The organism is Gordonia mangrovi, assembly GCF_024734075.1.
GTDB classification, from domain to species: Bacteria; Actinomycetota; Actinomycetes; order Mycobacteriales; family Mycobacteriaceae; genus Gordonia; species Gordonia mangrovi.
In genome coordinates this window covers 1,828,440-1,851,058 of sequence record NZ_CP102850.1, presented here as the reverse complement: position 1 = coordinate 1,851,058, position 22,619 = coordinate 1,828,440, and the positions used below count along the sequence as shown (strand labels likewise).

Below are 22,619 nucleotides of genomic sequence, written 5' to 3'. Positions count from 1 at the left end.
AGGATGTCTTCGGGTCCACAGCGTGAGACGGTCGGAGCGTTGACCGGCGGGTTCGATCTCGCCGTGCGAGGATTTCGCGGGGATCGACAGAGCGGAGACATGACGTGAGTGAGCCGACCGGGGACCGCGCAGAACCAGACGCGGGTGGCGATCATCCGGAGGACGCCGGCGCGGAACGGTCCGCGGGCACCGCTGCTGAGCGCCCAGTCGACGGAAAAGGGCGCCCACTCGACACCGACGAGCGTGCGGAACTCGAACGTTTACGGGCGCAGGTCGCCGACCTCACCGCGACCCGAGCGCCGGCGCCGCATCGTCGCATGTTCTGGCGACGTTTCGCCGCGGTGGTGCTCGTGGTGTTGTGCGCCGTACTGACCCTGCTGTCGGTGACGACGCGCTATGTGCGCGGCGAACTCCTCGACACCGACCACTATGTCTCGACGGTGGCACCGCTCGCCTCCGATCCCGCGGTGCAGAATCAGGTCACCGACTCGATCACCGCGGCAATCGATGAGCAGGTCGACATCCGGCAGATCACCGAGGACGCCCTGCAGCAGCTCGTCGACCTCACCCCGGCCGAGCGACCCCGCCTCGATCAGACCGTTGTGGGGCTGGCCCCGGTCCTGGCCAACCAGGCGGAATCGTTCATCCAGCAGACGGTCAGCCGATTCGTGCAGTCCAACGAATTCGAACAACTGTGGATGGCAGCCAACCGCGCCGCACACCAGTCGGTGGTCGCCGTCCTCACCGGCGACACCGAGCGCGGCGCCGTCGAGGTCGACCCCAACGGCACCATCAGCATCGAGCTCGGCCCGATCATCGAACAGGTCAAACAACGGCTGGCCGACCGGGGATTCTCCTTCGCCAACAACATCCCCGAGGTCGACAAGAGCTTCGTGGTGTTCGAATCACCGCAGCTGGCCGATGCGCAACGTTGGGTCAACGCGTTGGACAAGGTCGCCGACGTGTTGCCGTGGCTGGCGCTCGCCGCCGCGATCGGCGCCATTCTGGTGATCGGTACGGGGAGCCGGCTACGGATGACCGCGGCTGTCGCGATCTCGATTGCCGTCGCCATGCTCGTGTTGGCGATCGGGCTGCTCATCGGGCGCGCGGTGTACATGAGTGAGATCCCCGCCGACGTACTCGCACCGGATGCCGCCCGGGCGATCTTCGATACCGTCGTCAACCCGCTGCGGCTGGCGTTGCGGGCGGTGGCCGTGGCCGCGCTGGTGGTGGCCGTCGTCGTGTTCTTCGCCGGCGGGTCCCGGTCCGCGCAGGCTGTCCGGCGCGGCTTCAGTGGTGGCATCGGGGCGCTGGACGCACGACGCAAACAACGCGAACCCAACGCCGTCGAACAGGCGCTGTATCAGGCACGGATTCCGGTACGCATCGCCGTCGTGGTCGCGGCCGCCTTGATCTTGATGTTCTGGTCCTATCCGACGGGGCTGGTGGTGATCTGGACGGTCGTGATCACCTGCCTGGTGCTCGCGGCGCTCGAGATCGCGATGCGGCCGGCCCGGCGGGACCGGCAGGTCGAGGCCGCGCAGTAGCGCTCAGTCGGATCGGTCGGTCGCGCCGTGGCCGTCGCGGGCCTTGCGGCGGGCCACCCCCTTTGCCACCAACGACGCCGAGTCGATGGGTGCGGGTGATCGGACGACGGGGTGTCCGATCACTGCACGCCGGGTGAACCGGCCGTGACGCATAGGCATTGAGATCGCCTCCCTCGAGCGGTGGTCGCCCTCGATGATGCCAGGTCAGCGTGGTCAGGGTGCTCATCCCGGCCGGATGATCACTCGCCCGTGGGTCTGCTTGCCGATATCATCTTCTCGAGGGTCCCCGAGGTCGGGTCGGGGTTGACACGGAGTGGGTGCCGCGTGGACACGCCGAGAGGTCGACTGTCGCCGAGGTTGCGGCTACGTACTGCCCGGCCCGCCCTGCCGCCGACCTACGTCCATCGGGCCCGGCTCGACGACGCCCTGACCGCGTGCGGGCCCGGCGATGTCGCTGTGGTCGCGGCCGGTCCCGGGTATGGGAAAACGCTCGCCGTCTCGGCGTGGCTACAGCGACGGGCCGTCGACGGTCCGGTCGCGTGGCTCGCGGTCGGCGAGCGCGGTGGGCTTCGCGGCTTCTGGAACGACGTGCTCGGCGCGCTCGGTGCCGCCGGTGCGCCGACCGGGCCGAGCGGACTCCACGACATCGCGCCCGCCATGGCATTCGCCGAGTCCGAGGTGGATCTGATCATCGACGGGATCGCCGCCGCACCTGCCCCGGTGACGCTGGTCCTCGACGATCTGCACCGCATCCGCGCGCCCGAGGTCATGCATTCGATCCGCCATCTGATCGCGCGCCAACCCGAGCGGCTGCGACTGATCCTCATCACCCGTACGGCGGCCGAGTTGCGGCTCCAGCGGGTGCGGCTCGACGGCCGGCTCACCGAGATCACCACGCGTGACCTGCAGTTCACCGCCGACGACGTCGTCGAGTTCGGTAGGTGCGTCGGCACCGATTTCACCGCCGCCGACGTCGATGCGCTCCTCGAGCGAACCCAGGGATGGGCGACCGGACTGCGCCTGGCGGTGCTCAGCGCGCGCGACGACCTCGGCCATGTCACGACCCCGCGACTCACCGGGCAGAACGAACTTGTGGCGGCCTATCTGCTGGAAGAGGTGCTCGAGGACCTTGCCCCGACCGACCGCAGATTCCTGCTGGCGACGTCGGTCGTGGAGACCATCACACCGTCGTTGGCCCACGCGCTGACCGGGCGGGTGGACAGTCGCCGGGTCCTCGACAACCTGGTTGCCGGCAACGTGCTGACCGTGCGACTGGCCGACCGACCCGATTGGTACGCCTACCATCCGCTGTTCCGGGAACTGCTCGTCTATCGGCTCGGCGCCGAGAATCCGGATGCGCCCGCCGATCTGCACAGTCGTGCGGCGCGCTGGTGGGTGGACAACGGTGACCCGATCGCCGCGATCGGCCACTTCGCCCGGGCCGGTGCCTGGCACGACGTGACCGCCGTGCTCGGCAACGTGGCCGGCCCGCTGGTGGTGTCCCCACAGGCATCGTCGCTGGCCGCCGAACTCGAGGCGGCGGCGACGGAGGCGGCGCGCCGACCCACCGCCGATACCCTGCTGGCCACAGCTGTCCTCTGCTATCACCGCGGTGACTTCGCCGAGATGTCGCGCAGTGCCGAGGATGCCGGTCGGCTTCTGGATGCCGACCCTCACCGTTCGTCGCCGGGTTCGCGGATACTGATCGCGCTGACCCGTATGGTCACCGCGCGCACCAGTCGGCTGCTCGAACTGATCGACCGCTGCGACGACGTGCTGGCGCTGGTGGCGCAGGCATCCCGCGTCGAGGTCCCCGCGGCCCAGGCCTACGCGCTGCTGGCTCGCAACAATCGAGGGATCGGGCTGTTTCACCGTGGTGATATCGATGCGGCTGCAAGAGAACTCGTGGCAAGTCGCGCCACCGCAGAGGATCTCGGCCTGGATCTGACAGCATTGGCCGCCGAGACCTATCTCGCGTTGACGGATCTGGTACGCGGAGATCTGACCGTGGTCGCCGAGCGCATCGCTGCGATGACCGTAGTGGTCGACGGTCACGGGTGGACGCGGCAGCCACAAGCGGTGGCGCTGTACGCGTCGCAGGCACTGCTGCACCTCGAACGCAATGATCTCGATGCCGCCGACCGGGCGGTATGGATGGGACGCCGCGCCGTCGGTCCGGGGTGTGACATCGCAGCACTGCTGATCGTCGAGGCCGCCGCCGCGGGTATCGCGGTTCTCCGGGCCGACGCGTACGGGGCACGCGCGGCATGCCGGCGCCTCGAGGCAGCCCGGCAGATGTCGTCCGGGCTGCCTGCGCTGCTGTGCAGCTGGCACGAGGTGGTGGTCGCGGAGACACGAATCCTGATGGGCGAGGCCGAATCCGTGATCGCCTTCCTGGGGGAGTCGTCGTCGGCGGCCACCTACTCCGGTGCGTTGACGCGCGTCGTGCTGGCCAAGGCGCATCTGGCGGCCGACCGGCCCGCAGCGGCGATCGACGCGCTGGGCCTCACGGCCGGGTTCGCACCGCACCGGCTGCAGGCGGTCGAGGCCGAACTGCTCTCAGCCGTGGCCTGGGCTCGGCTGCACCGGGAGTCGGTGGCGCTGGAACACCTGGCGACGGCGGTACGGCTGGCGGCGCCGGTGCGACAGATTCGGCCGTTCGTGGCCGGTGGGCCGTGGACGGCCGGGTTGCTCACCCGCCTGGACCACACGACCACCGACGAGCCGGAGTTCCTGCGTGAGCTGATCGGTGTCTGTGGTCGAGGTCAGATGGTGGAGGCGACATCCGCTGTGCCGCCGCCGATGGAATCGCTGACCGACCGCGAGTTGATGGTGCTGCGCTACCTGCCGACGATGTACAAGGCAGCCGAGATCGCCGCGGATCTGTTCGTATCGGTGAACACGGTGAAGACCCACCAGCAGTCGATCTACCGCAAGCTCGGGGTGTCCTCCCGCCGGGACGCGGTGGACCGGGCGAAGGAGTGCCACCTGATCTGAGGTTCGGCTCAGGCGTCCTCGTCGTCGCCCCGCAGGGTGGCCGCGATCGCCTGGGCGGGAATGCGCCCCTGCGCCACCAGCGTTGCCCCGGACGCGCGAACGGCTGCGGTGAAGGAGGTCGCCGTCAGGTATTCCCACACGATCACCACCGCACACCGGCCCGGCGCGATCGCACTGGCCAGATTGTGCACATCCTCACCGGCGAGTATCTCCACCAGCGATGCGTCCAGTCCGCGTAATCCCCGGTCGGTCAATTCCTCGAACTCGGTGACCGTGAGGTCGCCGGCGCCATCGCGTTCGACGATGAGCAACTCGAGGATGCGCAGCGTGCGATCCGACACCGAGCGGATGATCTGGTCGGTCATCTGCTCGGTCAGAGTCGTTGTGCCCTGGGGAAGTTCGATGACGAGATAGTCGATCGGACCCAGCTCGCACGGTTCGTGTCCGGTCGAGGCCACCATGCGCTCCTCCTCGCCGGGGGGATGGGTTCGAGGTCGTTGAGACGACCTGATCGTGGATACCTTCGATTGTGTGTGACAACCGTCCCGGGCCGGTCATCCGGAACGGGTGATTGCATCGGGTCCGATGACTCGGGCCGGACAACGGGCCACACACGAGAATGGGCCGGAACCCTCGGCGGGGATCGCCCGCCCGGCTGGTTCCGGCCCAGTCTCTGGCACGATGCGCGCGGAGGTCGTCCGGGCATCGCGGGTCATCGGGCGGCGTCAGACCGCCGCCGTGATCGGGATGTGCTGCGCGTGGTGTTACGGAGCCCAGGTACGCGGCGCCGTTTCGGCGACGGCGCTGAGGTCGGGGCCGGCCACCCGGTGGGCGCGGTTGACCGCCGACACGACCGCACGCAGGCTGGCCGTGGTGATCGACGATGCGACTCCCACACCCCAGACGGTCTCGCCGTTGACCTCGGTCTCCACGTACGCGGCTGCGCTCGCGTCACCACCGGAGGTCAACGCGTGCTCGCTGTAGTCCAGCACCCGTACGTCGAAACCGACCGTCGAGAGGGCGTCGACGAACGCGGCGAGCGGGCCGTTGCCGCGGCCACTGATCTCGCGTTCCACCCCGTCGACCTTCACCACGGCGGAGATGTTGTCCTCGCCGCCGTCGACCTCGGCCGCATCCACCTTCTGGCGCATACGTTCCAGCGGGCGGACCGGGTTCAGGTACTCCTCGGCGAAGACGTCCCACATCTCCTTCGGGTTGACCTCACCGCCCTCGCCGTCGGTGATCTTCTGGATCTCCTTGCTGAACTCGATCTGCAGCCGGCGCGGCAGATTCATGCCGTGGTCGGCCTTCATGATGTAGGCGACACCGCCCTTGCCGGACTGGCTGTTGACGCGGATCACCGCTTCATAGTTGCGTCCGACATCCTTGGGATCGATCGGCAGATACGGCACCTGCCACAGGATGTCATCCATATCCTGATCGGCGTCGTCGGCGTCGAACTTCATCTGATCGAGGCCCTTGTTGATCGCGTCCTGGTGGCTGCCGGAGAAGGCGGTGTACACCAGGTCGCCGCCGTAGGGGTGACGTTCGGGCACGTTGAGCTGGTTGCAGTACTCGACGGTGCGCCGGATCTCGTCGATGTCGGAGAACGTGATCTGCGGGTCCACGCCCCGGCTGAACAGGTTCATGCCCAGGGTGACCAGGCAGACGTTGCCGGTGCGCTCACCGTTACCGAACAGGCAGCCCTCGATGCGGTCGGCGCCCGCCTGATAGCCGAGTTCGGCTGCGGCGACGGCGGTTCCACGGTCGTTGTGTGGGTGCAGGCTCAGGATGATGGAGTCCCGTCGCGCAAGGTTGCGGTGCATCCACTCGATGGAGTCGGCGTACACGTTGGGGGTCGCCATCTCGACGGTCGCCGGGAGGTTGATGATCATCGGGTTCTCCGGCGTCGGAGCGATGATCTCGGTGACCGCATCGCACACCTGCTTGGCGTAGCTCAGCTCGGTGCCGGTGTAGGACTCTGGTGAGTACTCGTAGCGCCACTGGGTGTCGGGGTACTTCTGCTGCTCGGCGAGCACCTTGTGCGCCGCGTCGGTGGCGATCTTGGTGATCGCGTCCTTGTCGGCGCGGAAGACCACCCGGCGCTGTAGCACCGAGGTGGAGTTGTAGAAGTGCACGATCACCTTGCCGGCGCCTCGGCAGGCGTCGAAGGTGCGCTCGATCAGCTCCGGGCGGCACTGGGTGAGCACCTGGATGGTGACGTCGTCGGGGATGGCGCCGTCCTCGATGATCTCGCGGACGAAGTCGTAGTCGGTCTGGCTGGCCGACGGGAAACCGACCTCGATCTCCTTGTAGCCCATGCGCACCAGCAGCTCGAACATGCGGCGCTTACGGGCGGGACTCATCGGGTCGATCAGCGCCTGGTTGCCGTCGCGCAGATCGACGGCGCACCACGCCGGGGCGGTGGTGATGGTCTTGTCGGGCCAGGTGCGGTCGGGCACCGCCACGTTCTCGACCTCGTCGGCGAACTGGCGGTAGCGGTGTACCGGCATCGCCGAACTGCGCTGGGTGTTCCAGACCGGTTGGTCTGCGGGGATGGGGCCGGCGGGCTCGACGATGCGGCTCGTGCCGGAGGTGAAGCTGTCTGCTGGTGCCATGATGGTCATTCTCCGTGGATCAGATCGGGTGAAGATGACCGGCGCGTGAAAAGGCCCCGCGACGGAGGGCCGGTCGAATCAGACCCCGCCGCGGCAACCGAGAAGGAGTGCACGCTGCATGTGCTGGACTGTACTCCCCGCCACGGTCGCGGATCAAATGCCCTCTGGCGAACGTCGGTCGGACGGCCGATACGGGGTGCCCCAGGTGTCGGCGAAGGCGACCTCGGCCAGCGGCAATCGGGTGCGCGGCCGGGCGTCGCGTTCGCGGATCTCCGGTGCCACGTTCGTGGGGTCGGCCACGCGGCCGATGCCGAGCAACACGAGCGGACGCCGGTCGTCGGGGATGCCGAACCGCCGCCGGGCCGCGTCGGGGTCGAAACCGGCCATCGGATGGCCGTTGAAGCCGAGCGCGCCCGCCTGCAGGATCATCTGGGACACAGCCAAACCCGCATCGACTGCGGCGTAGGTGCGGGCCTTCTCGTCGTCGGGCTCGGCGCTGGTGCACACGAGCACCAGCGCCGCCGACGCCGGCGCCCATCCCGCGTTGCCACGGGTGAGGATCTCGGTGAGTCCGGCGAACGTGGCATCGCCGCGCACGCCGACGACGAACCGCACCGGCTGCATGCGGCCCCAGGTGGGCGCCCAGCGTCCGGCCTCGAGGACGGCGGTCAGGTCGGCGGCGGTGATGGTCGCATCGGGGTCGTAGCCGCGCGCACTGCGCCGGCCGGCGATGAGTTCGTGCACTCCGCCAGGCTACGGGTGCACGACCTCGGCGCCGGTCACCGTCGGTGACGTCGGTCGGCCGGCAGCGGGAGCGGGCCGGGGGCGCATCACCACGGTCAGCACCACCGCGAGCACGCCGAGTGCGATCACGCTTGCCAACGATGCGGCGTGCATCCCGTCGACGAAGGCGACCCGCGCCGCGCCGGCGAGTTCGGTGCCACTGCTGCCCATCTCGGTTGCCCGATGCAACGTGTCGCCCAGGGTGTCGCCGAAGCTCCAGCCGTCGGAGCGTTCCCGGAACACCAGCGTCGCCAGTGAACCGAGCAGCGCGAGACCCATCGCGGTGCCCAGCTCGAAACTCGTCTCGGAGATGCCGGATGCGGCGCCGGAGCGTTCCACCGGCACCGACCCCACGACGACGTCGGAGACCAGACTGAACACGATGCCGTAGCCGATGCCCGCGATCGAGGTGAAGGCCAGGTACACCCATAGCGGGCTCGACAGCGACAGTGCCAGCAATCCGAGGTTTCCGAGCGCGGCGAACAGCACCGCCCCGACGAATGCGGTACGCAGCCCGAACGCCACCACCACCCGGGAGGCCCCGATGGAGAACACGGCCACCGCGACCGCCATCGGCAGGCCGGCCAGCGCCGCGGTGAGCACGTCGAACCCGCGCACCGACTGCAGATACACGCCGGTCAGGTACGACATACCGCCCAGTGCCATCATGCCGACGAGTGCTGTCGACACCGCCGCGCTGAACTGCGGGTTGCGGAACAGGGCGAGATCGAGCAGCGGTGCGGGCGCCCGGCGTTGGTGCGCCAGGAACGTGACCAGCATCGCCAGGCCGAACAACCCGATGACGACGACGCCGCCGTCGAGGCCTTCGGCGGCCATCGTCTTGACCGCGTACACCACCGGCAGGATGCCCAGCAGCGACAGCACGACGCCGACCACGTCGAACCGCGCCACCACCGGGGCCCGGTACTCCGGCACGAGTCGCGGGGCGGCGACGAACAGCACCGCCAGCACCGGCACGTTGATCAGGAACACCGCACCCCACCAGTAATGGTGCAGCAGCACGCCGCCGACGACGGGCCCGATCGCGCTGCCGCCGGCGAACGCCGCGGTCCACACGCCGATGGCCTTGGCCCGCTCGCGGGCATCGGGGAACATGTTGGCCAGCAGCGACAGGCTCGACGGCATCAGCGTGGCGCCACCGACGCCCATCAGCGCGCGTGCCGCGATCAGCACCGCCGCGTTCGGTGCGAACGCGGCGATGACCGAGGCCAGGCCGAACAGTGCGGCGCCGGCCAGCAGCACCCGACGCCGACCGATGCGGTCGCCGACGTTGCCCATCGTGATGAGCAACCCGGCGATCAGGAAGCCGTAGATGTCGAGGATCCACAGTTGCTGCGCGGCGGTGGGGGCCAATGCGTCGGTGATGGCGGGGATCGCCAGATAGAGCACGGAGAAGTCCATCGACACCAGCAGCACCGGCAGCGTCAGCACCGCCAGACCCCACCACACACGTCGATCGGCGCCGGACGGGTTCCGGTGCCGATCGGATGACGAGATGATGACGGACATGGGAGTGCTCCTCGGTTCTGCTCGCGGCGGCGACGAACGGTGTCGCGTACGCCGTACGCAACGACGGTACTCCACGTGGGTACGCTGTACGCAAATCATTTATTCCCGCAGGTGGTGGTGCACACACGCGGGTGGCACGGAAGGGAGTCGTCGGTGGCGTCAGCGGACAAGGGGACCGCGAGCCTGAAGCTGACCCTGGAGGCGATCGTGGACACGGCCATCGCGGTGGCCGACCGCGACGGGATCGGCGCGTTGTCGATGCGCCGCATCGCCGACGACCTGGGCGTCGGGGCGATGTCGCTGTACCGCCATGTCGACGACAAGGATGCGCTGCTGCAGGAGATGTCGGAGGAGATCGGCCGGCGGTTCCCGTATCCGGTCGATGACCCCGCGCACTGGGGCTGGCGGGACCGGGTGCGGGTGGTGGTCGACATCGACTGGAAGCTGTATCGGCGACATCCCTGGGTCGTCCTGGCCTATTCGTCGCCACGACACAGCTTCGGCGACGAGTCGCTGCGGTGTCTGGACTGGTTCGCCGCCGGGTTCCTCGACCTGGGCGTCGACCTGGTGGAGGCCACCGGCATGGCGTTGACCGTGTGGAGTCACGTGCATGGCGTGGCGCTGGTGGCGGTGAGCGATGATCTGCTGCGCGCGGAGAAACCCTCTGAGGGCCCCGACGGGCTGGCGAAACTGATCGCGGGTGAGCCCAAAGCGCTCGCGCCGCATCTGTCCGGACTCGCCGCGAGTCCGGTCGCGCCGGGGTTGCTGGACCCGCGTAGCCGTCTCGACGACGGGATCGCCTACCTGTGCGAGGGGTTCGCCGCCCGTGGCGAACGCTGAGTCTGTGGGCCTCCCGGCGCGGGTTCACATCGCGTGCGGATACACCGTCAGCATGTGCGCGCCGAACCAGGCGCTGCCCAGCACGACGGGGGTCAGCGCCGCGGCCGCGACCCCCGGCCGCCACCGGGCCATGATCACGGCCACCGGGATCAGCAGGACGAACGCCGGCAACAGGAGCCGTGCCCGGCTCATCATCAGGCCACTCGACAGCACGATCGACGCGACCACCAGCGCCCCGTAGAGCAGCACCGGCCACGGCAGCCGCGACCACACCGCGAGGATCAGCAGGCCCAGGGTGCCGATGATGATCCCCGATGTCGCCACGGGTGCGACCTCACCGGAATGCACCAGCGAGTCGTTGACGAACGCGAAGGTGGTGCGTCCCCAGTCGAACCGGGTGCCCCAGCCCTCGGTCTGGATGCGGAACCAGCCGGTCGGCGAGCCGGTGCGCCACCAGACGACCGCCAGATAGCCGAGGTATCCCAGCGGGCTGATGACCACCGCCGCCCATGCCCGCCATCCGTCGCGCCGCGCCAGCACGGCGGCGAGGACCACCACCCCGACCACCACCACACCGGTCGGGCGACTCAGCCCGGCGAGCAGCGCACAGGTGCCGGCCAGCAGCCACCGATGCTCCAGCACCCCGATCAACGCCCACACCGCGAGCGCGCAGAACAGCGCTTCGGTGTACGCCATGTTCAGCACCACCGACATCGGTGTGGCCGCGAACAACGCCACCACCAACAGTCCCGTGCGCCGGGGGTCGGCCGGACCGAGGGGCGAGCGCCGCGCCATCAGCCGCGCGCACCACGCACCGAGCCGGGCGGCGCCGACCGCGGCCACACACCCCAACACCACATTCACCGCGATCGCTGCGCCGTACGGGGTGATCAGCGGTAACTTGGCCACCCCACCCACCAGCACCGGATATCCCGGGAAGAACGCGTAGGCGGTATCCGGGGTGTGCAGTCCGCGCGCATCGGTCTGCGTGAACGGCACATTGCGGTAGCCGTACTCGGCGATCGCCACCATCCACTGTCCGTCCCAGAGCCACAGGGTGTCGCCGAGCGTGGTGTCGCGTAGCTCGGCGAAACGCGCCAGCACCGCGATGCCGATCGCACGGATGACCAGGAAGACGACGATCGGTTCGATCCACCGCAGGACCGAGGGGCGAGCGAGGAACTCCCACACCGTCGCATCGCGGCCCCGGGACGTGCGTGCGGTGGTGGAGTGTGCAGTGCGCCGCGGCACGCGCCCACCGCGTGCGGAGGCACCGATGTCGGTTCCGGTGGCCACCTCAGCGATGGTAGGACGACCCGCGACATGGCCACCACCACACTCGCCGGGCCATCGGCGGTCAGTCACATCTGGTCCGAGGGAATCGGCGTGGCGGCACCGACGACCGCGTCCGCATATATGGCCGGTCTCACACCGGCGTGGGTGGCGGATTCGGGCATGAAGGTCGCCGCCGGTAAGGTGATGGCCGCTAAGTGGTGCTGATCGCAAGTTCGTCCGAATACCCCGACGAACGTGCGGACAGGATCTCCAGGTTCGCCCCGATGCTCAACGTCGAGCACTCCGAACTGGGGCGATGCACATCCGACAACCCCCGAAAGGTGGTCGACGTGGCACTCGTAGTGCAGAAGTACGGTGGGTCCTCGGTCGCAACGGCCGAGCGGATTCGCCGTGTCGCCGAGCGCATCGTCGAGACCAAGAAGCAGGGCAACGACGTCGTGGTGGTGGTCTCCGCGATGGGTGACACCACCGATGAACTCCTCGACCTGGCCCAGCAGGTGAATCCGACTCCGCCGCCGCGCGAGATGGACATGCTGCTCACCTCCGGTGAACGCATCTCCAACGCCCTGGTCGCCATGGCGATCAGCTCGCTGGGCGCGCAGGCACAGTCGTTCACCGGCTCCCAGGCCGGCGTCATCACCACCAGCAGCCACGGCAAGGCGAAGATCATCGACGTGACGCCGGGCCGCGTCCGCAGCGCCCTCGACGAGGGCAAGATCGTGCTGGTCGCCGGTTTCCAGGGCGTGGCCCAGGACACCAAGGACATCACCACGCTCGGTCGTGGTGGTTCCGACACCACCGCGGTCGCTCTCGCGGCCGCGCTCAAGGCCGACGTCTGCGAGATCTACACCGATGTCGACGGCGTCTACTCCGCCGATCCGCGCATCGTGCCCGATGCCAAGCGTCTCGAAACCGTCTCCTTCGAGGAGATGCTGGAACTCGCCGCCTGCGGCGCCAAGGTGCTGATGCTGCGGTGCGTGGAATACGCACGCCGCTACAACACCCCTGTTCATGTGCGCTCGTCGTACTCGACAAAACCCGGCACACTCGTCGCCGGCTCGATGGAGGACATCCCCGTGGAAGAAGCCATTCTCACCGGCGTCGCCCATGACCGCAGCGAAGCCAAGATCACCGTGGTCGGTCTCGACGACAAGCCCGGCTACGCGGCCAAGGTCTTCCGTGCCGTCGCCGACGCCGAGATCAACATCGACATGGTCCTGCAGAACGTGTCCAAGGTGGACACCGGCAAGACCGACATCACCTTCACCCTGCCGCGCGAGCTCGGCCCGCTCGGTGTGGAGAAGCTGACCAAACTCAAGGACGAGATCGGCTTCACCGATCTGCTCTACGACGATCACATCGGCAAGGTGTCGCTCGTCGGCGCCGGCATGAAGAGCCATCCCGGCGTCACCGCCACCTTCTGCGAGTCGCTGAGCAACGCCGGCATCAACATCGAGCTCATCTCCACCTCGGAGATCCGCATCTCGGTGCTGTGCCGCGACACCGAGCTCGACGACGCCGTGCGCGCGCTGCATGCGGCGTTCGATCTCGGTGGCGACGAGGAAGCCGTTGTCTACGGGGGAACGGGGCGATAGAAATGGTGAGTATCGGAGTTGTGGGCGCGACCGGCCAGGTCGGTGGCGTCATGCGTACCCTGCTGGCGGAGCGCAAGTTCCCGGCCGACGAGGTTCGGTTCTTCGCGTCGTCGCGGTCGGCGGGCAAGAAGCTGCCGTGGGGCGACGGCGAGATCGTCGTGGAGGATGCCGCCACGGCCGATCCCTCGGGCCTGGACATCGCACTGTTCTCCGCCGGCGGGACCATGTCCAAGGAGCAGGCACCGCGCTTCGCCGCGGCCGGCGTGACCGTGATCGACAACTCGTCGGCATGGCGCAAGGACCCCGACGTCCCGCTGGTCGTGTCCGAGGTCAACGGCGAACTCGCCAAGAACCCGCCCAAGGGCATCGTCGCCAACCCCAACTGCACCACCATGGCCGCGATGCCGGTGCTCAAGCCGCTGCACGAGGCGGCCGGTTTGCAGCGCCTCATCATCTCGAGCTATCAGGCGGTGTCGGGCAGCGGACTCGCGGGCGTCGAGGAACTCGCCTCGCAGACGCGCGCGGTGATCGGCGACGCCGAGAAGCTGGTCTACGACGGCAGTTCCGTCGACTTCCCGGCCCCCGACAAGTACGTCGCGCCGATCGCCTTCAACGTGCTGGCCATGGCCGGCGCGCTGGTCGACGACGGATCGGGTGAGACCGACGAAGATCAGAAGCTGCGCAACGAATCCCGCAAGATCCTCGGGTTGCCGGAACTGTTGGTGAGCGGCACCTGCGTGCGGGTGCCGGTGTTCACCGGTCACTCGCTGTCGATCAACGCCGAGTTCGCCAACCCGCTGTCGGTGGCGAAAGCGCAGGAGATCCTCGGTGCGGCAGCCGGCGTCGAGCTCGCCGATGTGCCGACTCCGCTCGCCGCGGCCGGCAAGGACAACTCGCTTGTCGGACGTATCCGCCAGGACCCGGGTGTGCCGGACGGCCGCGGACTCGCGCTGTTCGTCTCGGGTGACAATCTGCGTAAGGGCGCCGCGCTCAACACGATTCAGATCGCGGAGTTGTTGGTCTGACACCACTCTGTCCGCCGATGCGCCTGCGCAGGTGAGCGTGCGAGAACGTCACGAGGGACTGCCCTCGTGACGTTTTTCGCTTTTCGGGCCGTCGCCGACAACAGCTGAGGAGCACACATGCGATCGTCGGTCGTGGTGATGGGAGTGTCCGGATCGGGAAAATCGACGGTCGGGATGGCGCTGGCCCGGCGCCTACAGGTCCCGTTCGCCGACGCAGACGATTTCCACTCGCCGCAGAACGTCGCCAAGATGTCGTCGGGTTCAGCGCTCGACGACGATGATCGGCGTCCGTGGCTCGACGCGGTCGGGCAGTGGCTGGCCGAGCACGCCGACGGTGGCGTGGTGAGCTGTTCGGCCCTCAAGCTCTCCTACCGCGACCAGCTCCGCGCCCATGCGCCGTTGGTCTTCTTCGTCCATCTGGACGGCCCGATCGAGGTCATCACCCGTCGGCAGGCGTCCCGTCCTGGACATTTCATGCCCGCGGCATTGCTGGAGTCCCAATTCGACACCCTCGAGCCACTCGGTTCCGACGAGGCCGGTGGTGTGGTTGACGTAGACCAGGACGTGGCGGTGATCGTCGGGCAAACCGTGGCACTGCTCCAGGAGTGCGACCGGGCGTGACGACCGCGTGGAGCCGCCCGTCCTGACCCTCGAGGACAACCGGACCTTTCGGTTATGGGATGACCCCGCTCACCCGCAGTTGTTACTGTGCGGTAGCTTACCAAGGTATGAGACAAATCTGGGGGAACATCTCAATGATGCGATTTCCTGAACTCCAGGCGACCCGACGGGTCATCGCGCTCGTCGTCACCGGTCTGATCGCCGGCTCCGGTCTGGTGGTGGGTACGCCCGCCGCGTCGGCTGTCGGCAACTTCTACACACCGCCCGCCCGGTTCGACACCGAGCCCGGGTCGGTCATCCGTAGCGAACCCAGTCCGCTGTTGCTGCAGATCCCCGGCATGGGAAATCAGTGGCCGGGTACGGCGACGCGCGTCATGTACACCTCGCAGTATCAGGACGGGACGCCGGCAGCGGTCACCGGCACGCTGGTCGAACCGACTGCGCCGTGGCAGCGGCGGGGCGCGCGACCGACCGTCGTGCTCGGACCGGGCACTGTCGGTCAGGGCGACCAGTGCGCGGGCTCGAAACTGATGAACTTCCCCCTCGCGATCGATCCCGCGAAGCCCAGCATCGCGGTCAACTACACCGCCCTCGAACTGAATCTCTTGCTGCTCAACGGCGTGCGCGTGTTCATCACCGACTACATCGGAATGGGCACACCTGGCATCCACACCTACGTGAACCGCCGGGAATCGGGTGCGGCCATGCTCGACGGTGCGCGGGTGGCATTGTCGCTCTCCAAGGCGGGCGACGACGCCCCGGTCGGCTTCTCCGGCTATTCGCAGGGTGGCGGAGCCGCGGCATCGGCAGCGGAGATGGCCCAGACCTATGCTCCGGAACTGAACGTCAAGGCCACCTACGCGGGCGCCCCGCCGGCCGATCTCGCGAAGGTGACCCGGCAGGTCGACGGCACGTTCATCACGGGTGTCCTCGGGTACGCGATCAATGGTCTGGCCGCTCGATACCCTGCGCTGCAGTCGGTGATCGAACGGGAGACCGCTCCGACGGGACGCCGGGTGCTCGCTCAGTTGGCCACGCAGTGCATCGGGGACACCGGTCTGGCATTCGGCTTCCAGCGCACCAACCAGTGGACCCGCACCGGTGAGCCGCTGTCGGCGGTCATCGAGCGCACGCCGGCCGCGCGAAAGGCCGTCGACGATCAGCACATCGGTCGGTTGACCCCCAACGCCCCGGTGTTGCTCGAAGGCGGCATCAATGACGACGTCATCTCCTACAACCAGGTCGAGCAACTGTATCGGGACTGGCGCGCGCAGGGTGCCGACGTCGCGCTGGTGACCAACCAGATCCCGCCGATCTTCCCCGGGCTGGTGGTCAATCATGCGCTGCCGATGCTCACCACCCTGCTGCCCGGCACCCAGTTCCTGCTCACACATTTCGATCAGTAGCGCCGGCAATTGCGACCTTCTCACCCAAGACGGCACCGGCCGACGGCGAGACGTGGTGAGCTGTCGACCATGTGGGGGTACCGAGGCCGGATTCGGATGTCGACGTTCGCTGCGGTGGTCGCCGCAGTGCTGACGATGATCGTCGCCCCGCCGGCCACGGCGGTCCCGGCAGCCGCGCCACAACCCACGACAGGTGTGGGGCCGGTGGGAACGTCGCTCATGCATGGCGACCTGTGGTCGACCGACTCGACACCGTTTCACGGTCCGGGTCGCACCGCCCGGCTGGTCGCGTCGGCGGTACCGGGCGGGGCGTGCGCGGCGACGTTCATCGGCCGCGACGGGATGCCCGTGTCGCTGTGCACGCAGTTCGTGGGAACCTCGCCGCCGGAGTTCGCGGTGCCGACCGTCGCCTTGTTCGACCCCGCGACGGCCACGCCGGTCGCCCGGCTGCAGCTGACCAAAGGCGGGCTGCTCGGCGGGGTGTACGGCTATCTCGACAGCCGCGACCGGGTGGTGGTGGCGGACGGTTCCGGCGCGATCTTGCGGGTCGCGCATCGTCGGGCCGGTTCGGGTTGGCAACTCTACGTCGACGACCGGGTCGATGTATCGGCGCACATCCCGGACGGGGATGCGATCACCGGTCTGGCGCCGGATTTCGCGCACCGCGTCTGGTTCGCCACGACGCACGGGGTGGTGGGTACGGTCACCGGCGGACGGGCCCGTTCAATGCATCTGCCGCCGGGTGAGGATCTGGGTAACGGGCTGTCGGTGCGGGAGTCCGGTGTCTCGGTGCTGTCCACCCACGCGCTCTACGAGATGCGCGCCGGCGGAGACGGCACGCCACAGGTGGTGTGGCGGCGGACCTACGACCGTGGTGAGGCCCGGCGGCCCGGCCAGCTGACCTGGGGTTCGGGCACGACGCCCACCTATTTCGGTCCGGGTGGGGACGGGTGGGTGGCCATCGTCGACAACGGCGAGCGCCCGCAGCTCACCGTGTACCACAGCGACACCGGTGCGACGGTCTGCCGGATGGCGGCCTTCGGTACGTCCGGGCAGGGCACCGAGAACTCGATCATCGCGTGGGGCGACTCGCTGGTGATCCCGAGCACCTACGGCTATCAGTATCCGCCGATGGCGGTGACCGGGCCGAGCTCGCCGGCCGACGCGCCATTCGTGGGCGGGTCGACCCGGATCGATGTGTCGGACAGTGGGTGCCGGCGGGTCTGGGAGAACGGCGATCGCCTCGCGACCCTGCCCCGGCTGTCCCGTGGGGACGGTCTGATCAACGCACTCGGGTACGGCCCATACGTGCCGGGGTCGGTGCAGCAGCTGGGCCCGGTCTATTACGTGGCAACCGATTTCGCGACCGGCAAACGGGTGCGCACACTCCGGGTGGGGGATGCCCCGATCGACGAACCGCTCGAACTCACTGGCACCATCGCGCGTGATGGAACCCTGTGGCAGGCGACGATCGGACGCATGCTGAAGATCACTCGGTGACCGGTGACGGCCGTGGAACAATCGATCCCATGACCGACCCTGACGACCCGGATCGGATCCCGACGCAGGCCGAACTCGATGCCGAGGACCTGGCCGAGATCGCGCACACCTCCCGCGACCGCGACCACGCGAACCTGTATCCACCACGCCCCGGCGATCCGGGCCCGCCGCCGGCGGCATTGAGCCTGCATGCGCGGGTCGCCTGGTGGGGCGCCGCGATCGCCGGCCTCGTCAGCGCGGTCTACGGCTTCATCAACCTCGGACTGATCACCGATCTGTTGCGTGCACGCCTGCTCCAGGGTGTGCTGACCGATCCGCGCAACGCGAGTCCCGAGGATCAGGTCGACACCCTCGCCGGCTTTTTCCCGCCGTTCATGCTGGTGATGATCGTGGTGTTCCTGGTGGTCGAATACGCACTGCTGGTCGCCGCGGCGTCGCGGCACAGCCGCAACAGCCGCAACTTCTTCTTGGCCGCCGTCGCGGTGAACCTCCTGTGCATCCCGATCGGCATCGACCTGCTGTTCGACTACCCGGAGGTGTGGTCGGCGATGTCGGTGATCGCCTGGCTGCAGTTCGGGTTGTTGATCCTCGCAGCCTTGTTCACGCTGCGGCGCAACGTCAATCAGTGGCTGCCCGATTCCACGCGGATGCGTCCGACCCGGGTGTTCCGGGAGCGGTAGCAAGGGTTTCGATACGTCGACGAACCTCAGACCTCCAGCGCCATCAACTCTTTGGTGAACTCTGCCTCGTCGATGCGGGTGCTGCGGCCGTCGGCGACCACCACCTCACCGCCGACCATCACGGTGTCGACGATCCGCGGCGAACCGGTCGTGAGCAGCGATGCACCCGGATCGCGCACCGGCAGGGTTGCATGGTCGCGATCAAACCGGAACAACGTCAGATCGGCCGGCGCCCCGACGGTGACCCCGCCGCTGACCGCAGGGAGTCCGAGAGCCGCATTCGCCCCGCCGCAGGCGATGTCGAGCATCTCGCCGAAGCCCAGTAGGTCGGCGCGCCGGTGTACCGCCCGTTGCAGGTAGGCGGCGATCCGAAACGTCTCCAGCATGTCCTGGGTGTCGTTGCTCGCCGCCCCGTCGACGCCCAGCCCCACCCGCATGCCGCGCCCGAGCATGTCCGGAACCGGCGCGACACCGCTGCCCAGCCGCATGTTCGACAGCGGATTGTGCGAGATGGCCACCCCGCGCTCGGCGAGGATCCGCCGGCCGATGTCGTCGAGTTCCACGCAGTGCACGGCGAGCACCCGGTCCCACAAGAACCCGTTTCCGTCGAGATACTCGACGGCGCCGACGCCGGCGTGCGCCAGACACATCCGGTCGTCGGTCGGGGTTTCGAGCAGGTGGATCGACACCGGGAGGTCGCGGCTGCGCGCGAACTCCCGCACCGTCCCCATCCCCGCCTCTGTCACCGACCGCGGGTTGGGCACAGCGAGGGCCATCGAGATGCGCGAACCCGCGACCTGGTCGCGCAGCTGATCCACATGGTCGAGCACGTCGTCGAGCGGTTGCATCAGGCGTGGCTCGAAACCCCACTTGCGGGTGGCGTCGGGCCGGTCGGCAACCCCGCGGCCGAGGACGGCGCGGATGCCGGTATCGCGCAACGCCTGGATGACCGCACCGTGGACCTCGGGCGACGGATGCGGCCACATGTGCTCGACGACGGTGGTGGTCCCCGAACGTAGCGCTTCCAGGCAGGCCGACACTGCCGCCAGATAGGCGCGCTCCGGCGTGATGGCCACCGACTCCTCGCCGACGGCCAGCAACCATTCGAGCAACGGGGTGCACTCGGCGATCCCACGCATCAGGGACTGCTGCAAGTGCGTGTGGGTGTTGACGAAACCGGGGATCAGGTGACCGTTCCCGTCGCCGGGGTGCGCGGTATCGGTGATCGCCGCGACCACACCGTCGTCGAGGTGGACATCCTGGTGGGGGCGCCAAACGCCGGCCGTGTAGACGGAGACGTCGGTGAATGCGGGCGTGCTCACGACGTCGCCTACTTGCCGTAGTTGGCGGCGACGCGTTGCGCGATGTAGTCGGCCGCCGTGATCGGTGGGTAGCTGCCTGCAGCGCTCTCGATCAGCACATCGGTGTTGGCCTGCGCGAAATACGCGATCGTGTAGCGCGGTCCGCTGTACTCGCCGCGTCGCGGGGCGCGCACGCGGTGGAAGTTGGACGGCAGCCGGTCGTCGGACCACCGCATCAGCATGTCGCCGATGTTGCAGGTGATGGCGTCGTCGGACGGCTCGACCGGCGTCCACGCCTGACCGTCGGCCTCGGCGCCGGGCAGCACCTGCAACCCGCCCTGGCCGGAGCGCTGGAACAGCAGCGTCAGCGCGTCGAAATCGGTGTGGGCGCCCGCCCGCCACACGGACTCCTCGTCGAGGAGTTCGTCGGGGAAGGCGTAGTAGTGCAGCAGCCGCAGCGTGCTCTGGTAGGTGCTCGACGCCGGGTCGTGTGCCCGGGTGAAGAATTCGCGGTCGAGCCCGAGTTTGTCGGCGAAGCACCCGAGCAGGTCCATCGCCAGCCGCCAGCACCTGCGCTCGAAATCCTCGATCGTGGTGCGGAATCCGGCCAGCTCGTCGTTGCTCGGCCAGAGCCCGTCCATGCGGGGGCGGGTGACCTGGAAGGATTCCTTCTGGTCGGGTGTGCCGACCGAGGGCCGGACCTGGCTCATGTACTCCCAGCCCGCATTCTGGCCCTTCTCGAGCGGATACCGGTCCTTGACCGCACGAGGCAGGGCGAAGAAGCGTTCCGACATCTCGAACGCGTGGTCGACCTCGGCCAGGTCGATGCCGTGGTCGACGACCTGGAAGAAGCCGATGTCGGTGGCCGCGGACCAGAGGTCGTCGGCGATCTGACCGCGTCGCTGCGCGAAGTCGGCGAGGCTGATGCGCCGGACCTCGCGGTCGGTGGTCTCGGTGCCGAGTCCGCCCATCGCGCGTTCGCGGTGCAGCTCGGCCATCTCCTCGGCCCGGACAGAACGAGTAGGGGTGGCGGTGGTGACGTCGGACATGAGTTCTCTCTCGTGGTGATGAGTCCGCATGCGCTTTTCGACGCGGCACCTGAGAGATGAGGACACCGCGGACGCGAACACCGGGACTCTGGCCCGCTGCTACATACGAACTCTGGCCTCAGAGCATAGGTGACATCCGCTGGGCGTGCTCGTCGTGAGGGTGTGAGGCGAGGCTCACCGAATTTTCTGGAGTCACTCCTATTTCTGGACGTATTCCAGATAAGTGCTACGGTGGAGTCATGTCGGATCGTCACCAGTTCCATCGTCGGCTTCGCGACGCGGGCATGCGGGTCACCGCCCCACGCGTCGCGGTGCTCGAGATCCTGGACGACCATCCGCACTCGACCGCGGATTTCGTGGCCACCGGAGTGCGGGAACACCTCGGTGGTGTGTCCACGCAGACCGTCTACGACGTCCTGCGGGCATGCACGAACCGGGGTTTGTTGCGGCGAATCGAGCCGGCCGGATCGCCGGTCCGCTACGAGACGCGTACCGGCGACAATCATCACCATCTGATCTGCCGCCGCTGCGGAGAGATCGTCGACATCGACTGTGCCGCCGGGCAGGCCCCGTGTGCGCTGCCCGACGACGACCACGGCTATCGCATCGACGAAGCCGAGCTCACCTATTGGGGTGAGTGCCCGCGATGCCTCGAAATCCCTGCCATGCAACGACAGTGACGGGTGCGGTGCCGACCTGCACCGTTGAGTACAGCCCACCACAACGAAAGGAATGGTTCCCCATGACCACCACCCCCATCACCAGCACACTCACCGACGACCAGAAGGCCGTCACCGGTAAGGCGTTGCAGGACACCCTGGTCGACCTGATCGACCTCAGCCTCATCGCCAAGCAGGCGCACTGGAACGTCGTCGGACGTCAGTTCCGTTCGGTGCACCTCGAACTCGACGAGTTGGTCTCCGTCGCACGCGAGTTCACCGACGCCGCGGCCGAGCGTGCGACCGCGATCGGCGTCAGCCCGGACGGTCGCGCGGAAACCGTCGCAAAGACCGCGAACACCAAGGGATTCGGCGAGGGCTGGACCCAGGACACCGACGTCGTCGCCGCGGTCATCGAGAATCTGCAGTCGGTGATCAGCGGACTGCGCGAGCGCGTCGAGGCCACCGAGTCGGCCGACCCGGTGACGCAGGATCTCCTGATCGAGATCGTGTCGAAGCTCGAGCAGCTGCATTGGATGTGGCAGGCGCAGGCCGTCTGACGCCTGCTCGGATACGCCGACATGACCGACAGCCCCGGTCATGTCGGCGTCGTCGTGTCCGGGAGCGCTGTGGTGGCGACGCCGACCCGACTGTGACCCGGCGCACTGGGCCGATCGTCCGCCTGTAGCGTGGCACCGTGGACAGTTGGGCAGTGGTAGTGGGGTTGGGGCTACTCGCGGCGGCCATCGGGGTCGTCGCGTTCGTGCGCTACCGGCAGCGTGAGACCGCGACGTTGCAGCACGACGTGGCTCTGGCCCGCGACCTGCGCGATCTGGCCGGAACCGACGAGGTCCGCCGCGCGTCGGTCGACGAGTTCGAGCTGGCCATCTATCAGCGACTCTTCTATGTGTCGGTGGTCGGCCCGCGCATCCGAAGCGCCGCGTGGGCGGTTCTCGGTGCCGCGCTGTCGATGACGGCGGCCCTTGCCGCATCGGCCGGCGACGGGGTGCTCTACACCGTGGCGCAGATCGGCGCTCTCGTGGTGGCAGCGGTGTTCACGCTGGCCACCGTGACCTTCGCGGTGATGGCACTCGTGCATGCGGCCACCACGCCGCGCGTCTCCTTTGTCGAGTCCTATGCCACCGAGGGCGCGTCCACCGACTCCTGACCGG

At 68.2% G+C, this 22,619-nt stretch carries 21 protein-coding genes; 13 read left to right on the top strand and 8 right to left on the bottom strand.

Translation table 11 applies throughout. The features are described 5' to 3' along the window. The first annotated feature begins 104 nt into the window (after positions 1–104). A complete protein-coding gene (locus NWF22_RS08465; RefSeq protein ID WP_202398949.1) occupies positions 105–1,547 on the top strand; it encodes a hypothetical protein in 1,443 nt (480 codons plus the stop codon). Between the two features lie 3 nt (positions 1,548–1,550). Here the strand turns inward: NWF22_RS08465 and NWF22_RS08460 are convergent, their stop codons facing one another. Further along, the gene (locus NWF22_RS08460; protein ID WP_160903966.1) at positions 1,551–1,706 is read right to left on the bottom strand and encodes a hypothetical protein; all 156 of its coding nucleotides are present in this window, start codon (positions 1,704–1,706) and stop codon (positions 1,551–1,553) included. A 165-nt stretch (positions 1,707–1,871) separates the two neighbouring features. On the opposite strand from NWF22_RS08460, the gene NWF22_RS08455 reads away from it, so the two are divergent. Continuing rightward, the gene (locus tag NWF22_RS08455) at positions 1,872–4,544 is read left to right on the top strand and encodes a winged helix-turn-helix domain-containing protein (RefSeq protein WP_160903965.1); all 2,673 of its coding nucleotides are present in this window, start codon (positions 1,872–1,874) and stop codon (positions 4,542–4,544) included. An 8-nt stretch (positions 4,545–4,552) separates the two neighbouring features. Here NWF22_RS08455 and NWF22_RS08450 read toward each other — a convergent pair whose 3' ends face one another. From NWF22_RS08450 to NWF22_RS08435, 4 genes are all read right to left on the bottom strand, one after another. Next, positions 4,553–5,005 carry a DUF6325 family protein gene (locus NWF22_RS08450; RefSeq protein ID WP_160903964.1) on the bottom strand — a complete coding sequence of 151 codons (453 nt, stop codon included), beginning with the start codon at positions 5,003–5,005 and terminating at the stop codon, positions 4,553–4,555. A 303-nt stretch (positions 5,006–5,308) separates the two neighbouring features. Further along, complete coding sequence (gene leuA / locus NWF22_RS08445) at positions 5,309–7,162, bottom strand: 2-isopropylmalate synthase (RefSeq protein WP_160903963.1); 1,854 nt, start codon at positions 7,160–7,162, stop codon at positions 5,309–5,311. A 153-nt stretch (positions 7,163–7,315) separates the two neighbouring features. After that, complete coding sequence (locus NWF22_RS08440) at positions 7,316–7,906, bottom strand: nitroreductase family protein (RefSeq protein WP_160903962.1); 591 nt, start codon at positions 7,904–7,906, stop codon at positions 7,316–7,318. A 9-nt stretch (positions 7,907–7,915) separates the two neighbouring features. Next, entirely contained in the window at positions 7,916–9,475 is a 1,560-nt protein-coding gene (locus tag NWF22_RS08435) for an MFS transporter (protein WP_160903961.1), read from the bottom strand. Between the two features lie 153 nt (positions 9,476–9,628). On the opposite strand from NWF22_RS08435, the gene NWF22_RS08430 reads away from it, so the two are divergent. Then, entirely contained in the window at positions 9,629–10,315 is a 687-nt protein-coding gene (locus NWF22_RS08430; protein WP_258321362.1) for a TetR/AcrR family transcriptional regulator, read from the top strand. A gap of 24 nt (positions 10,316–10,339) precedes the next feature. On the opposite strand, the gene NWF22_RS08425 is transcribed toward NWF22_RS08430, so the two are convergent. Continuing rightward, entirely contained in the window at positions 10,340–11,611 is a 1,272-nt protein-coding gene (locus NWF22_RS08425; RefSeq protein ID WP_373691987.1) for a putative hexosyltransferase, read from the bottom strand. Between the two features lie 27 nt (positions 11,612–11,638). Here NWF22_RS08425 and NWF22_RS08420 point away from each other — a divergent pair, with 27 nt between their 5' ends. From NWF22_RS08420 to NWF22_RS08390, 7 genes are all read left to right on the top strand, one after another. After that, positions 11,639–11,815 carry a hypothetical protein gene (locus NWF22_RS08420; RefSeq protein WP_160903959.1) on the top strand — a complete coding sequence of 59 codons (177 nt, stop codon included), beginning with the start codon at positions 11,639–11,641 and terminating at the stop codon, positions 11,813–11,815. A gap of 125 nt (positions 11,816–11,940) precedes the next feature. After that, positions 11,941–13,206, top strand: a complete 1,266-nt coding sequence (locus tag NWF22_RS08415; protein ID WP_160904009.1) for an aspartate kinase — start codon at positions 11,941–11,943, stop codon at positions 13,204–13,206. Between the two features lie 2 nt (positions 13,207–13,208). After that, a complete protein-coding gene (locus NWF22_RS08410; RefSeq protein WP_160903958.1) occupies positions 13,209–14,231 on the top strand; it encodes an aspartate-semialdehyde dehydrogenase in 1,023 nt (340 codons plus the stop codon). Between the two features lie 117 nt (positions 14,232–14,348). After that, complete coding sequence (locus NWF22_RS08405) at positions 14,349–14,852, top strand: gluconokinase (RefSeq protein ID WP_160903957.1); 504 nt, start codon at positions 14,349–14,351, stop codon at positions 14,850–14,852. A gap of 107 nt (positions 14,853–14,959) precedes the next feature. After that, the gene (locus tag NWF22_RS08400; protein ID WP_160903956.1) at positions 14,960–16,258 is read left to right on the top strand and encodes a lipase family protein; all 1,299 of its coding nucleotides are present in this window, start codon (positions 14,960–14,962) and stop codon (positions 16,256–16,258) included. A gap of 96 nt (positions 16,259–16,354) precedes the next feature. Further along, positions 16,355–17,758 carry a hypothetical protein gene (locus NWF22_RS08395; protein ID WP_160903955.1) on the top strand — a complete coding sequence of 468 codons (1,404 nt, stop codon included), beginning with the start codon at positions 16,355–16,357 and terminating at the stop codon, positions 17,756–17,758. Positions 17,759–17,787: 29 nt separating this feature from the next. After that, on the top strand, positions 17,788–18,438 hold the full coding sequence (locus tag NWF22_RS08390; protein WP_160903954.1) for a hypothetical protein: 651 nt from the start codon (positions 17,788–17,790) through the stop codon (positions 18,436–18,438). A 26-nt stretch (positions 18,439–18,464) separates the two neighbouring features. Here the strand turns inward: NWF22_RS08390 and NWF22_RS08385 are convergent, their stop codons facing one another. Together NWF22_RS08385 and NWF22_RS08380 are read right to left on the bottom strand one after the other, a co-directional pair. Beyond that, positions 18,465–19,760 carry an amidohydrolase family protein gene (locus tag NWF22_RS08385; RefSeq protein ID WP_160903953.1) on the bottom strand — a complete coding sequence of 432 codons (1,296 nt, stop codon included), beginning with the start codon at positions 19,758–19,760 and terminating at the stop codon, positions 18,465–18,467. Positions 19,761–19,768: 8 nt separating this feature from the next. Further along, positions 19,769–20,788 carry an isopenicillin N synthase family dioxygenase gene (locus NWF22_RS08380; RefSeq protein ID WP_160903952.1) on the bottom strand — a complete coding sequence of 340 codons (1,020 nt, stop codon included), beginning with the start codon at positions 20,786–20,788 and terminating at the stop codon, positions 19,769–19,771. Positions 20,789–21,027: 239 nt separating this feature from the next. On the opposite strand from NWF22_RS08380, the gene NWF22_RS08375 reads away from it, so the two are divergent. The 3 genes from NWF22_RS08375 to NWF22_RS08365 all read left to right on the top strand — a co-directional run bounded on the left by NWF22_RS08375 (position 21,028) and on the right by NWF22_RS08365 (position 22,615). Beyond that, positions 21,028–21,468: a Fur family transcriptional regulator gene (locus NWF22_RS08375; protein ID WP_160903951.1), complete on the top strand. Its 441-nt coding sequence runs from the start codon at positions 21,028–21,030 to the stop codon at positions 21,466–21,468. A 62-nt stretch (positions 21,469–21,530) separates the two neighbouring features. Continuing rightward, complete coding sequence (locus tag NWF22_RS08370; protein ID WP_160903950.1) at positions 21,531–22,007, top strand: Dps family protein; 477 nt, start codon at positions 21,531–21,533, stop codon at positions 22,005–22,007. Between the two features lie 137 nt (positions 22,008–22,144). Continuing rightward, positions 22,145–22,615 (top strand): hypothetical protein, encoded by a 471-nt coding sequence (locus tag NWF22_RS08365; RefSeq protein WP_160903949.1) that lies wholly within the window; start codon positions 22,145–22,147, stop codon positions 22,613–22,615. Positions 22,616–22,619 lie beyond the last annotated feature (4 nt).

What these genes read in the sequence shown, in the direction of transcription:
- NWF22_RS08460 (WP_160903966.1), bottom strand. Translation starts at nt 1,706, where the DNA reads ATGCCTATGCGTCACGGCCGGTTCACCCGGCGTGCAGTGATCGGACAC.
- NWF22_RS08450 (WP_160903964.1), bottom strand. Translation starts at nt 5,005, where the DNA reads ATGGTGGCCTCGACCGGACACGAACCGTGCGAGCTGGGTCCGATCGAC.
- leuA (WP_160903963.1), bottom strand. Translation starts at nt 7,162, where the DNA reads ATGGCACCAGCAGACAGCTTCACCTCCGGCACGAGCCGCATCGTCGAG.
- NWF22_RS08435 (WP_160903961.1), bottom strand. Translation starts at nt 9,475, where the DNA reads ATGTCCGTCATCATCTCGTCATCCGATCGGCACCGGAACCCGTCCGGC.
- NWF22_RS08420 (WP_160903959.1), top strand. Translation starts at nt 11,639, where the DNA reads ATGGCCACCACCACACTCGCCGGGCCATCGGCGGTCAGTCACATCTGG.
- NWF22_RS08410 (WP_160903958.1), top strand. Translation starts at nt 13,209, where the DNA reads ATGGTGAGTATCGGAGTTGTGGGCGCGACCGGCCAGGTCGGTGGCGTC.
- NWF22_RS08405 (WP_160903957.1), top strand. Translation starts at nt 14,349, where the DNA reads ATGCGATCGTCGGTCGTGGTGATGGGAGTGTCCGGATCGGGAAAATCG.
- NWF22_RS08400 (WP_160903956.1), top strand. Translation starts at nt 14,960, where the DNA reads ATGAGACAAATCTGGGGGAACATCTCAATGATGCGATTTCCTGAACTC.
- NWF22_RS08395 (WP_160903955.1), top strand. Translation starts at nt 16,355, where the DNA reads ATGTCGACGTTCGCTGCGGTGGTCGCCGCAGTGCTGACGATGATCGTC.
- NWF22_RS08390 (WP_160903954.1), top strand. Translation starts at nt 17,788, where the DNA reads ATGACCGACCCTGACGACCCGGATCGGATCCCGACGCAGGCCGAACTC.
- NWF22_RS08380 (WP_160903952.1), bottom strand. Translation starts at nt 20,788, where the DNA reads ATGTCCGACGTCACCACCGCCACCCCTACTCGTTCTGTCCGGGCCGAG.
- NWF22_RS08375 (WP_160903951.1), top strand. Translation starts at nt 21,028, where the DNA reads ATGTCGGATCGTCACCAGTTCCATCGTCGGCTTCGCGACGCGGGCATG.
- NWF22_RS08370 (WP_160903950.1), top strand. Translation starts at nt 21,531, where the DNA reads ATGACCACCACCCCCATCACCAGCACACTCACCGACGACCAGAAGGCC.